Consider the following 12896-nt stretch of genomic DNA (forward strand, 5'->3'; position numbering starts at 1 on the left):
ATGCTGTGAAAAACGAAACTTTCAGCAAGGTCGAACACGCGTTCGCGACGCTGATCCGTCATCGCACCTGGGTGGTGCTGGCGGTGGCGCTGCTGACCGCCGTCATGGGGTATCTCGCGAGCCACGTCGAAGTGAAGACGGTGTTCAGCGACTTGCTGCCGAAGAACCACCCGTACGTCGCGGTGAACCAGCAGTTCAAGTCCACCTTCGGTGGTTCGAACATGGTCAGCATCATGATCGAGGTGAAGGAGGGCGACATCTTCAAGCCCTCGGTGCTGGCCAAGGTGCAGAAGATCACCGTCGGTCTGCAGCAGGTCGACAGCGTCGACACCTACCAGATCATCTCGATCGCATCGAAGAAGATCAAGGAGGTGCGCGCCTCGACCGAGGGCGTCGAGTCGCGGCCCATCATGTGGCCGGAGCTGCCCAAGGGGCCGGCAGAGATGGCGGTGCTGAAGGAGGCGGTGCTCAACAATCCGCTGATCTACGGCCCCTATGTGTCGATGGATCTGAAGGCCACGCTGATCACCGCCGACTTCCTCGACGGTGACATCAATTACAGCAAGGCCTTCGAACAGATCATGGGTCTGGTCAAGGAGGCCGATGGCGACGGCGTGATGGTGCGCGTGGTCGGCGAGCCGGTGCTCTACGGCTGGGTCAATTACTACCTCGACGAAACCATACAGATCTTCTTCGCCGCCATCGCCTCGCTGGTCATCATCCTGATGCTGATCACGCGCACCTGGCACGGCACGGTGCTGCCGCTGCTGGCTGGTGTCATCAGCGCGATCTGGGCACTGGGCGCAGCCAAGCTGATGGGCTTCCACCTCGATCCGCTGGTGATCGTGGTGGCCTTCCTCATTACGGCGCAGGCAATCTCCAACTCAGTACAGCTGATTTCGCGCTACGACGACGAGATCGCGCACGGCGCGACGACGTCGGCCGCGGCCGCGGTGGCGAGCGCGAAGAACCTGTTCAAGCCTTCGATGCTGGCCATCGTCGCCGACGCGGGCTGCGTGCTGGTGGTGGCGCTGACCCCGATTCCGATGCTGGAAAAGATTTCCTACATCGGCACGGTGTGGATCTTCTCGATCTTCGTCAGTGCGCTGATCATGACCCCGGTCATGCTGTCCTTCTTCAAGCCGGGACAGGGGTTCGTGCATCCGCTGAACATCCGCCCGGTGCTCGAAACCATCCTGCGTGCCTGTGCAGGTGTCGTCACCACGCGCCTGCGCTACGTCGTGCTGGCCATCACCGGCGTCGTGTTCGTGGTGTCCGGCTGGTATGCCTTCAACCTGAAGGTGGGTGACGCCAACCCGGGTTCTCCCATCCTGTGGCCGGACTCGTCGTACAACCAGGATGCGTCCGACATCAACCGCCAGTTCCAGGGTTCCGACCGCATGTTCGTCGTGGTCGCCGGCAAGGAGAAGGGCGCGCTGCGCGAGCCGGAAGTGCTGCAGAGCATGGCCAACTTCCAGCGCTACATGGAAGCCCAGCCCGAGGTCGGCGGCAGCATTTCGCTGGCGGACATCCTGCCGCAGGTGCGCCGCGTGCTGCGCGAGGGCAATCCGATGTACGCCGAACTGGGCAACGACGCCGGCGAGAACTCGGAGCTGACCTATATGTTCGTCTCCGGTTCCGATCCGGGCGACATGGACCGCTACGCCGATGCCGACGCGAAGAACGGCGCGGTCACGCTGTTCTTCCGCGACCACCAGGGCGAAACCATCCGTACCGCGGTGGCCCGCGTGCAGGACTACGTGGCGCAGAACCCGATCGAGAAGGCGGACTACCTGCTGGCCGGTGGCCTGGTCGGCGTGCTGGCCGCGGTCAACGAGGTCATCCTCGCCGGCCAGATCGAGGCGATCGCGCTGGCGCTGCTGGTGTTGGTCGTGTGCTGCACGGTGACCTACCGCTCCACGGTGGCCGGGGTGTTCTTCATGATCCCGGTAATGCTGTCCAACACGATCACCTTCAGCTACATGGCATGGCAGGGCATCGGCATGAACATCAACACGCTGCCGGTGGTCGCCCTGGGTATCGGTCTGGGGGTGGATTACACCTTCTACATCGTCGATGGCATCCGCGAGGAACTGCACCACAACCCCAATGTGGAGCGCGCCATCGTCAAGGCGCTGTCCAGCGCCGGCCGCGGCGTGCTGGTGACCGCACTGACGCTGATCACCAGCGTCGGTCTGTGGAGCTTCTCGTCACTGCGCCTGCAGGCCGACATGGGTCTGCTGATCGCGCTGTGGCTCTTCATCTCGGCCTTCAGCGCGCTCTTCATCATGCCGGCCATCGTCTATGTGTTCCGCCCTGCGTTCATCGTGGGCAGCAAACAGCGCCCGATCGAGCGCGCCGAAGAACCTGCAGTCGTTGTGTGAGGGCAGCCCGTCGCGCCCGTCGGTGTCAGCCGACGGCGACGGGCGTGTGCAGGCGGCTCATGGGTAGTCCCAAACAGGAGGGAGTGGAGACATGAGAAGAAGCAGAACCTTCAGGCGGACCGGCACCGGTCTGGCGGTGGCGGCGGCACTGGCGATGATGGGCATGCCCGTCGCGCAGGGCGCCGAGGAGGCGGCGAAGGAGGGCGGCAACTGGGCGGGTACGGACGATTTCAGTTTCCAGCTGTCGGGTTACGCGCGTGCCTGGGCCTCGTTCAATCTCGAGGATCAACCGGAACTGAGCGCAGTCGGCAAGGACAGCGCCGGCAAGCTGTCGATGTTGCGCGGCTCCGTGCTGCTCGACGCCGACGCGAAGACCGGCCCGGTCAAGTGGAAGGTGATCGGTCGCCTCGACCGCGAGTACAAGACCAACTACCTCGAAGATCTCGAAGACCTGCGTGCCACCAACGGCACGGCCGGTGGCAAGAGCATCACCGAGAACTACAACAACGGCGACATCCGCGAGTTCTGGGCGGAGATTCCCATTGGTGACCGCATCACGGTCAAGGCCGGCAAGCAGCAGCTGGTGTGGGGCGAGTCGGACTTCTTCCAGGCGATGGATCTGGTGCACGGTTACGACTACAGCTGGCGCCTGTTCTTCGAGGGCGAGAACGAGGAATGGCGCAAGCCGCTGATCATGGTGTCGACCAAGATCCGCATTCCCGAAGCCAAGGGCATGATCGCCGCCTTCGTACGTCCGGGCTGGGACCGCTGCGAGGACATCGGCAACACCTACGATATCCGCGGCGGCCGCTGGTTCTTCCAGCCCTACCGCGGCTTCGACCTGACGCAGGTGACGGACAAGAACTGCGATCACAAGGACGGCGACATGGACGACGTGACCGGCGGTATCCGCTGGTCCGGTGAAGCCTACGGTCTGAACTACTCGATCGCCTACCTGACGACCTTCGCCGCCGATCCGGTGGCCAGTTCGTCATTCCGTCCGCATCAGGGCGTGCCGGTGACCGGCGGCGTGTTCGACCTGATCCATCCGAAGATCGACGTGCTCGGCGCCACCGTCAGCGGCTACAGCGAAACGCTGGACGCCGTGATCAGCGCGGAAGTCGCCTTCACCAAGGACCAGCCGTACAACGTCGGGACCGGTGCGTTCAATCCGGGCAATGCCGCCAACCCCGGCATCGGCCTGAACGGCATCAAGAAGAAGGACACGCTGCGGACCATGATCCGCATCGACAAGGACCTGAATCTCGAAGGCATCTTCGGCACGTCGCGTCCGTCTTTCTCGTCGGTCCAGCTGTTCAACACCCAGGTGCTGGACTACGACGGCCGTGAGGACCTGGTTCGCCTGTTCGCCTACGGCACGCCGCTGAACGAGCACAGCACCATCCTGACCATGTTCACGACGCTCAACTACAAGAACGACACGATCAACCCCGGCCTGGCCGTGGGCTTCGATCTGTCGAACGGTGGTGGCTTCGCGATCCCGAGCGTGGCGATGACCTTCTCCGACAAGTGGCTGGCGAAGGTCGAAGCGGACATTTTCTGGGACGGCGGCAAGAGCAACAGGACCCAGTTCAGCAATGGTGAATCCCAGCTGTTCGGCTACTTCAGTCGCGCAAGCCAGCTGGTGTTTCGCTTGACCCGGCAGTTCTGATCAAAGGAGGAAGACAGATGTATACGCTCAACACACATATCCCGGCCGGTCGCGCGCGACGCACGGGTGTCGCCGGTGCGCTCGCACTGGTGCTCGGTCTGGCCGCAGGTCAGATCAACGCCAAGGAGCTGGAAGCCGGCTTCATCATCGACAAGAGCAACTACGACAGCATCAAGAACGACACCTTCGAGAAGAAGACGATCGCCTCGATGGTGCCGGAGAAGCTGGAGTGGATGATCAAGAACTACAACCTGACCATCAAGCTTGCCAACTCGAAGAAGATCGAGATGGATCCGAAGTACGTCGAGTGGTCGAAGAAGAACGTCGGCACCGTCAAGTTCAATCCGGCGGACCGCACCGTGTCGGGCTGGCAGGCCGGCATGATGTTCCCGCCGGAAACGATCAAGATGGACGATCCGCACGCTGGCGACAAGGTGATCTGGAACCTGCGCGCCGCCACCTACGGCGCGACGATGGACCTGCGCGACATCGCCTGGGCCTTCCTCGACGCGAAGAAGGGCTATGAGCGCGTGCAGGCCTTCCAGTCCCGTCGCTACTACATGGAAGGCCGGCTGGATGGCGGTCCGATCACGGTCGGCGACGGCACCATCGCGCAGAAGACCTACTTCGTCGCGCACTACCCGCAGGACATCCGTGGTCTCGGCACCTTCTCGGTCCGCTACAACCAGGCGGATTCGAAGAAGCCGGACGACTCCTACGCTTACCTGAAGTCGGTGCGCCGCGTACGCCGGCTGTCCGGCGGCGCCTGGATGGATCCGATCGGCGGTACCGACCAGCTGTACGACGACTGGGACATCTGGGACGCCGCGCCCACCAAGTACAAGTCGAACAAGCTGATCGAGAAGCGCTGGGTGCTGGCCATCGCGCACAGCCCGGAAATGAGCGTCGATGTGTCGCAGCCCTACACCGAGCCGCAGAAGCGCTTCCCGCGCATCAACATGAGCGAGGCGCCGTACTTCAACCCGGCCAAGGACATCGGCTGGGAGCCGCGTGAGGTGTACGTGGTCGAGGGCATTCCGCCGGACGAGCACCCGTACAGCAAGAAGGTGGTGTACATGGAAGTGGACTTCCCGCGTCCCTACCTCGGCTATGCGGAAGACCGCAAGGGCGAGTTCTGGAAGATGTTCATCTTCCAGAACCGGCCTGACATCGGCGACGACGGCTACAAGGCGGTCATGCCTGTCATCGGCCACATCATCGACGTCAAGCGTGGCCACGCCACCAACTGGTCGTCGAACATGAAGTCCAACCCGAAGGGCGTCAAGGAAACCGACGTATCGCTGAACGTGCTCGAAGAAGTGGCAACGGGTACGGGCAAGTAAGCGCAGTTGAACGCATTGCTGGAACCTCCTCCCGGCATGTTCGCCCGACCCTGTGCAGCGCGGGGTCGGGCTTTTTTCGCCGCGGAAACCGGGTGCGGAGCGGGCCGGCATAAAGAGAACAGGATTCGATCATGAAGGTATTCACGCCATCTGGATACGAGTGGAAGGGCACGCGGCTTGCCCGTTTCATTGAACGTCATGGCTACGGCTCGCTCGATCAGCTGCAGGAGGACGCCGAGCGCGATGCGCCGGTCTTCTGGGACCGCGTCGTGGCCGAGGTGGGACTCGAATGGACCACGCCCTACACGCAGACGCTGGACATGAGCGACGGCATCATGTGGCCGCGCTGGTTCGTCGGCGGCCGGCTCGATCTGGTCGACAACATCGTCGGCAAGCACGCACGCCGCCACCCGGACAAGGTGGCTGTTCGCTGGGAAGGCGACGCCGGCGAAGAGCGGCGCATCACCTACGCGGAGCTGGCACGCGAAGTCGACGGCGTGGCGGCGGGGCTGCGTGCGCTCGGCGCAGGCGAGGGCAGCCGCATCGCGATCTATCTGCCCATGGTGCCGGAAGCGGCCGTCATCCTGCTCGCCGCGGCAAAGATTGGCGCCATTTCGGTGCCGATGTTCTCCGGCTACTCGGCCGACTCGGTCGTGCAGCGCGTGCAGGACGCCGCAGCCACCGTGCTGGTGTGCGCTAACGGCTACTTCCGCCGCGGCAAACCGGTGCGCATGCTGGCCGACGCGCTCGCCGCGGCCGATGCCTGCGAATCGGTGCAGCACGTGGTGGTGGTCGACCGCCTGGGCAACGGACCGTACGCTGGCAGCGAGCATGGCGGCCACTACGATCTGTGCGACTACGCGACGCTTGCGGCCACCCCGGCGGATCCGTCCGCGGCTGAGTCCTTCGGTGCGTCCGATCCGCTGATGCTGGTGTACACCTCGGGTACCACCGGCAAGCCCAAGGGTGTGGTGCACACGCACGGCGGCTTCCCGCTCAAGGCGGCGCAGGACATGGTGATGGCCTTCGATCTGCGCGAGGACGACACCCTGATGTGGGTGACCGACATGGGCTGGCTGATGGGGCCGTGGATGGTGTTTGGCGCGCTGTTGCTGGGCGCCACCATCGTGCTGTGTGAAGGTACGCCCGACTACCCGGACGCCGGCCGGCTGTGGCGCATCGTGCAGCGGCACGGCGTCACCCACCTCGGCCTGTCGCCGACGCTGGTGCGCCTGCTGATGGGCAGCCGCGACGCCGTGCCGCAGATCGGATCGCTCGACACCGTGCGCGTGTTCGGCTCGACTGGCGAGGCGTGGAACGAGACCCCGTGGCTGTGGCTGTTCGAAACGGTCGGTCAGAGCCGTCGTCCCATCGTCAATTACTCGGGGGGGACCGAGATCGGCGGCGGCATCCTCGCCTGTTTCCCCGGTCTGCCGCAGACCGCCTGCGGCTTCAACGGACCGATCCCCGGCATGGCGGCGGACGTGGTGGACGCCGAAGGCAAGCCGGTGCGCGGCAGCGTCGGCGAACTGGTGCTGCGCCAGCCGTGGCCCGGCATGACCCAGGGCTTCTGGAACGACCCCGAACGTTATGAGGACACCTACTGGTCGGCGCTGCCCGGGCTGTGGGTACATGGCGACTGGGCCAGCATAGACAGCGACGGCTACTGGTTCGTGCACGGCCGCAGCGACGACACCATCAAGGTGGCGGGCAAGCGGCTCGGTCCGACCGAGTTCGAGTCGGCGCTGGTGTCGCACCCGCTGGTGGCCGAGGCGGTGGCGGTCGGTGTGCCCGATCCGATCAAGGGCGAGGCGGTGGTGTGCTTCGTCACGCTGCACGACAAGCGCAGCGGGCAGGAGGGCTGGAGCGTGTGGGAAACCGAGCTGTCGGACCACGTCGCCCGGCTGCTCGGCAAGCCGTTGCGCCCGGCCCGCATCCACGCGCTGACGCAGATCCCGAAGACGCGCAACGGCAAGATCCTGCGCCGCGTCGTGCGCAACGCCTACATCGGCCGGCCGATGGGCGACCTGTCGTCGATGGAGAACCCGCGTTCGATCGACGAGGTGATCGGACTGCGCGCCGCCCGCGTCTGAAGGTCGGACGCCCCGTGTCGTCGATTCTCAAGAAATCGGGTCAGGTGATTGAAAAACCAGCGTTTTTCAATTCATGGAAACTGGCCCGCTAATTGCAATTACGTGACACGCGGACGCGCAGCGGCCCGACGGTTGCCGCCTTCCGCGAAGGAGCATCGAGTGAATCAAGTGTCAGATCCCGTAGTCGTCGTGTCGGTCAGCCGCACTCCGCTGGGCGGATTTCTCGGCAACCTTTCGGCGCTGACCGCGCCTCAGCTCGGCGCAACGGCCATCGCCGCCGCCGTGCAGCGTGCCGGCATCAGCGCCCACGACGTCGAGGAAGCCTATATGGGCTGCGTGCTGCCCGCTGGCATTGGTCAGGCGCCGGCCCGCCAGGCAGCACTCCGCGGCGGCCTGCCGGCATCCACCGCCTGTACCACCGTCAGCAAGGTGTGCGGCTCGGGTATGAAGGCCGTCATGCTGGCGCACGACACGCTGCTTGCAGGCTCGGCCGGCATCGTCGTCGCGGGCGGCATGGAATCGATGAGCAACGCCCCCTATCTGCTGGCCCGTGCCCGGGCCGGCTACCGACTCGGTCACGACCGCGTGATCGACCACATGTTTCTCGACGGGCTGGAAGACGCCTACGACGAGCGCGGCACGCTGATGGGCGTTTTCGCCGAGCGCTGCGCCGAGGAATATGGTTTCAGCCGCGCCGATCAGGACGCCTGGGCGCTGCGCTCGCTGAACCGCTCGCTGGAAGCCGATGCGAGTGGCGCCTTCGACTGGGAGATCGCGCCGGTCGAAGTGATCGGTCGCGGCGACTCACGCGCCAGCGTGGTGCGCGACGAGCAGCCTCAGACGGCGAAGCCGGAGAAGATTCCGTCCCTGAAGCCCGCCTTCCGCAAGGACGGCACGGTCACGGCCGCCAACTCGAGTTCGATTTCCGACGGTGCCGCGGCGCTGGTGCTGATGCGTACATCCACCGCCAGGTCGCGCGGCCTAACGCCGCTGGCCACGATAGTCGCCCACGCCCGTCACGCCGGCGCACCGGCGCGCTTTCCGATGGCACCGGTCGATTCGATCCGCAAGGTGCTGGAACGCGCCGGCTGGTCGAAAGCCGATGTCGACTTGTATGAGATCAACGAAGCCTTCGCCGTCGTGACGCTGGCCGCGATCCGTGACCTCGGTCTCGATCCGGATACGGTGAATGTCCATGGCGGCGCCTGTGCGCTCGGTCACCCGATCGGCGCCACCGGCGCGCGGCTGCTGGTCACGCTGATCGGCGCGCTGCGCCGCAGCGGCGGCCGGCGCGGCATTGCCAGCCTGTGCATCGGTGGCGGCGAAGCCACTGCGATCGCACTGGAGTTGTACGAGAATTGAGCTAACCTGATTTGATTGGCCGGGTGGCGCCCGGCCTGCGCCTTGAAGATTCACCCGGCGGCTGACATTCCGCGGCTGCCGGTGCAACATGGTTTTCAAACAAGCCTGCGAGACGATGCGCCTCGAAGCGGATCGCTACGCCGGTATCGGAGGAGTCGGGTGCTGCATGCATCACGTCCGTGGTGCCTCGCAGCCTGTCTACCTCCACTACAAACAGGAGGTGGCCATGGAATTGCGGGACGACGATCAAAGCCAGATGTTTTCGCGCCCGGAGCGAGACCGGGACGTGATGAACCACTGGGAGCGGCTGCTTAACGGCGAGGAATGCAGTTCCGACGCCCTGCGCCGCCTGATTGACGACTCGTGGCGCCGCTGCCTCAACGCCCACGTCGATCCCGGCAAGTACCAGGCGCCGCCGCCACTGAGCGAGAACTCGCTCTATTCGCTGCAGCAGAAGCACGGAGACCTGCTCACCGCCAGCACGCCGGTGATGGCGATGGCGCGCGACTTCCTCGCCGAAACCGGAACCATCATGGTGCTGACCGACCACAGCGGCACCATACTCAGCCTCGAAGGCGACCCGGCCACGCGCGACGAAGGCGCGATGATGAACATGATGCCGGGGGCGAGCTGGAGCGAGACGGCCTGCGGCACCAATGCGATCGGCACCGCCATTGCCGTGCGTCACCCGGTGCAGATCCATTCCGCCGAACACTACTGTGCCGGCATCAAGCGCTGGACCTGTTCGTCCACCGTCATCCTCGACCCCTACGACAACAGCGTGCTCGGCGCGATCGACGTGTCGGGCCTGCAGCAGACATATAACAAGCACAGCCTGGCGCTGGTGGTTGCCACCGCCAGCAAGATCGAAGGCCGTCTGGCCAAGCACGAGATGGGCATCCGCTTCCGCCTGCTCGAGCGCTGCATGCACCGGCTCACCCACTCGACCTCGGACGGCGTCATCGTGTTCGACCGCCGCGGCAATCCGGTCAAGGCCAACGAGCGCGCCGAACAGGCGCTGAACCAGCTGTCCGAGGGCCGCATCGGTTCCCGCAAGCTGGACATCGCATCGCTTACGCTGGGTCACGCCACCGACGATGGTCTGCCGGCCGGCCTGCAGGGCTGGATTGCACCGGAGTGGCTGGAACCGGTTCTGGACAACGGACAGCGCATCGGAACCCTACTCACGATTCCGATCTTCAAGCCGCGTTCGGTGCAGGGCACGACGATGCCGGTCGGCGCCACCAGCGTAGCGCACGAGCCGAGCAAGCTCGACTGCGTGGTCGGCAAGGACCCGGTACTGATGGAAGCGGTCGAACGCGCCCGTCACCTGTCGCGTTCCAACGTGCCGGTGCTGCTGCTCGGCGAGACCGGCGTCGGCAAGGAAGTGTTCGCCAAGGGCATCCATGACTGCGGCAGCGCGAAGGCGGCACCCTTTGTCGCGGTGAATTGCGGCGGACTGTCGCGCGAGCTGCTGGCGACCGAGCTGTTCGGCTACGCCGAAGGCTCATTCACCGGTGCGCGGCGCGGCGGCATGATGGGCAAGATCGAAGCGGCCAACGGCGGCACGCTATTCCTCGACGAACTGGGCGAAATGCCGCTCGACATGCAACCGCACCTGCTGCGCGTGCTGGAGGAGGGCGAGATCTACCGCCTCGGCGAGAACACGCCGCGCAAGGTGAAGTTCCGGCTGATCGCGGCGACCAATCGCGATCTGCGCAAGGAAGTCACCGATGGCCGGTTCCGCATGGACCTCTACTACCGGGTCGCGGTGACCAGCGTGCGTATCCCGCCGCTGCGCGAGCGGCTGGGCGACATCCCGGTGCTGTCGCGCGCGCTGATGGAGAAGCTGGCGGCGCACCACGGCGTGCCGGTGCCGCAGCTCACCGCGTCTGAAATCAGCGAGCTGTCTTCCTACTCGTGGCCGGGCAATGTGCGCGAACTGCGCAACATCCTCGAATCGATGCTGCTGACCGGTGAGCGTCCGCGTGCGCTGATGACACCCGAAGCGCCGCGCGGCATCCAGCTGTTCGACGCGCCGCTGGCCACCGATCACGGCATGGTCTTCGGCGGCGAAACGCGTGAGAACCGCCGGCTCGAAGAAGCCGAGCGCGACGCCATCCTCGGTGCCATCGACGGCAGCCACGGCAATATGGCACTGGCTGCGCGCTCGCTCGGCATCGCCAAGAGCACGCTCTATCTCAAGCTGAAGAAATTCGGCCTCGATGCGCTGGTCGAGCGCGCGCGCGAGGTGCACGCCAAGGGGCACTGACGGAAGCGCGCGCCAGCGAGGACCACGGCTCCGGAGATGGTCAGGACAGGTCTCTGAGAGCATGTGGCAGTAACCGTCGATGTCACGCAGAGGCGCACGGCCCAGCGCCGCAGTCGCGGTCAGAGGACCGCTCCCGCAGGGGGCTTGCGCCAGGTCGACGGCTCGAGCGGGGGCGAGGTTCTGCGGGAGGGCTCTTCTGACCCCGACAGCAGCCTGCAGCGAAGCCTGCGGCAAGGGCCGCTCACAGAATTCCCGCTCTGTGAGCGGTCGCATGCAGCCTTGGTGGGAACGGCCGCTGCCGACCGCAGGCCCCGATCCAGACCGCTATCAGGCCGGTAGCGGCCTGGCCGCAAAGGTCACATCACCTTCACCGCGCGCCCGATGTACAGGATAGGGCCAGTCGGGCGACCGATCGGTGAGCCGTATTCGGGTTCGAGCGTGATTTCGAACAGCTGATTGGGCTCCAGCGGCGGCAGTTCCTTCATCTGCACGTCGAGCGGGCGGCCCGGCTGCACCAGGCCCAGCGAGACTGGCCCCTTCCACTTGTCGCCCTTGGTCCAGAACTGCAGCGCCTTGGCCTGCGGCACCTCGGTCACGCCAAGCGGGATGAGCTTGAGCGACTGTTCGGTGCTGGCCTGCACCACCCAGCCCGGTGCCTTGTCGTCCGGTGCCACCAGCACCACCATGAACTTTGGCTCGCCGGCCGGCTGCGTGCCGGGCAGACCCACGACGGCGAGCAGCATGGCGGCAGCGAAACCGGTGGCGGCCAGCGAGCGCCAGAACGCGAGGCTGTCCCACAGCCGGCTGAAAAGAGAGGAGGGCGCCGATGCCGCGCCCGCGCGCGGCGCAGGCCACAGGCTGCGTTCGATGCGCGACCACAGCCCGGGCGGCAGCGGTTCCGGTTCGACCATGCGTGTCAGCGGCAGAAGCCGCTCCTCCCAGTCGGCGACGCGTGCCTGCAGCGTGGCGTCGTTCTCCATGTCGCGCTCGACCTCGTTGCGGCGGGCGGCGTCGAGCAGGCCCAGTACATAGAGGCCGGCGATGTCTTCGGGGGTCTGGATCATGCGAGGCACTCCTTCAGTGCCTGCAGGCCGCGGCGTATCCAGGCTTTGATCGTGCCGAGCGGCGTGGCCAGCCGGTCGGCGATTTCGGTATGGGTGCAGCCTTCGAGGTAGGCGAGCAGGATGCTGGAGCGCTTCGCGGCGTCGAGCCGTCCAAGGCAGTCGTAAAGCATGCCGGCCTCCGAGGACAGCAGTACCTGCTGATAAGGGTCCGGCACGCTGGAGGAGGTTTCGTGCTCGAAGCTGTCGGTCAGCGATTCGTCGGCCGGCACCTCGCGCGCGTGGTCGCGAATGTGGTTCAGCGCGCCGTGGCGCACGATGCTGTAGATCCAGCCGCGCGCGCTGCCGCGACTGGCGTCGAAACTGGACGCCTTTTCCCAGATGCGCACGAAGGCATCGTGCACGACGTCCTCGGCGACGTCGCGACGGCGCACGATGCGCAGGGCCACGCCCATCAGGCGGCCGCCCTCACGCTCGTATATGCGGCGCAGGGCGCTGCGCTCGCCGGCGGCACAGGCGCCGAGCGCCGCCTCGAAATCGAAATCGTCCGTGGTGCTTGTCATGGTTCTGCCTTGAACGGGTGGAGGATCGCCGAGCACCGCTGCCGTAAGCCGGCGCCAGCTTCTCACGGCTTACCCGCGAGTCGCCCCCACGGATGCAGTCGGACGCGATTTTTTTCGATGCCGGGTTGGCGGTCGATTGTTGCAAT

8 protein-coding genes are annotated in these 12896 nt (G+C 65.5%); 6 read left to right on the forward strand and 2 right to left on the reverse strand.

All coding sequences use genetic code 11. The features are described 5' to 3' along the window. The first annotated feature begins 5 nt into the window (after positions 1–5). The 6 genes from WDZ97_RS04355 (at position 6) to WDZ97_RS04380 (ending at position 11126) form a co-directional block, all read left to right on the forward strand. Entirely contained in the window at positions 6–2384 is a 2379-nt protein-coding gene (locus WDZ97_RS04355) for an efflux RND transporter permease subunit (RefSeq protein ID WP_304003393.1), read from the forward strand. Between the two features lie 91 nt (positions 2385–2475). After that, a complete protein-coding gene (locus WDZ97_RS04360) occupies positions 2476–4056 on the forward strand; it encodes a DUF1302 family protein (RefSeq protein ID WP_232416026.1) in 1581 nt (526 codons plus the stop codon). 17 nt (positions 4057–4073) lie between these two features. Further along, complete coding sequence (locus WDZ97_RS04365) at positions 4074–5399, forward strand: DUF1329 domain-containing protein (RefSeq protein ID WP_296811760.1); 1326 nt, start codon at positions 4074–4076, stop codon at positions 5397–5399. A 131-nt stretch (positions 5400–5530) separates the two neighbouring features. Beyond that, on the forward strand, positions 5531–7492 hold the full coding sequence (locus tag WDZ97_RS04370) for an AMP-binding protein (RefSeq protein ID WP_425761894.1): 1962 nt from the start codon (positions 5531–5533) through the stop codon (positions 7490–7492). A 159-nt stretch (positions 7493–7651) separates the two neighbouring features. Continuing rightward, complete coding sequence (locus WDZ97_RS04375) at positions 7652–8854, forward strand: acetyl-CoA C-acyltransferase (RefSeq protein WP_425761895.1); 1203 nt, start codon at positions 7652–7654, stop codon at positions 8852–8854. Between the two features lie 226 nt (positions 8855–9080). Beyond that, positions 9081–11126: a sigma-54-dependent Fis family transcriptional regulator gene (locus tag WDZ97_RS04380; protein WP_425761896.1), complete on the forward strand. Its 2046-nt coding sequence runs from the start codon at positions 9081–9083 to the stop codon at positions 11124–11126. A 356-nt stretch (positions 11127–11482) separates the two neighbouring features. Here WDZ97_RS04380 and WDZ97_RS04385 read toward each other — a convergent pair whose 3' ends face one another. Together WDZ97_RS04385 and WDZ97_RS04390 are read right to left on the reverse strand one after the other, a co-directional pair. Beyond that, complete coding sequence (locus WDZ97_RS04385; RefSeq protein WP_425761897.1) at positions 11483–12190, reverse strand: anti-sigma factor; 708 nt, start codon at positions 12188–12190, stop codon at positions 11483–11485. Next, positions 12187–12750, reverse strand: coding sequence for a sigma-70 family RNA polymerase sigma factor (locus tag WDZ97_RS04390; protein ID WP_304001150.1), 564 nt, complete (start codon positions 12748–12750; stop codon positions 12187–12189). Before WDZ97_RS04390 ends, WDZ97_RS04385 begins: the two co-directional genes overlap by 4 nt. Between the last annotated feature and the right edge of the window lie 146 nt (positions 12751–12896).

Source organism: Methyloversatilis sp. MC4-4, assembly GCF_049843555.1.
Lineage (GTDB): Bacteria > Pseudomonadota > Gammaproteobacteria > Burkholderiales > Rhodocyclaceae > Methyloversatilis > Methyloversatilis discipulorum_B.

Excerpts from the sequence above, each read along its gene's own strand:
- WDZ97_RS04360 (WP_232416026.1), top strand. The coding sequence starts at position 2,476 with ATGAGAAGAAGCAGAACCTTCAGGCGGACCGGCACCGGTCTGGCGGTG.
- WDZ97_RS04365 (WP_296811760.1), top strand. The coding sequence starts at position 4,074 with ATGTATACGCTCAACACACATATCCCGGCCGGTCGCGCGCGACGCACG.
- WDZ97_RS04370 (WP_425761894.1), top strand. The coding sequence starts at position 5,531 with ATGAAGGTATTCACGCCATCTGGATACGAGTGGAAGGGCACGCGGCTT.
- WDZ97_RS04380 (WP_425761896.1), top strand. The coding sequence starts at position 9,081 with ATGGAATTGCGGGACGACGATCAAAGCCAGATGTTTTCGCGCCCGGAG.
- WDZ97_RS04385 (WP_425761897.1), bottom strand. The coding sequence starts at position 12,190 with ATGATCCAGACCCCCGAAGACATCGCCGGCCTCTATGTACTGGGCCTG.
- WDZ97_RS04390 (WP_304001150.1), bottom strand. The coding sequence starts at position 12,750 with ATGACAAGCACCACGGACGATTTCGATTTCGAGGCGGCGCTCGGCGCC.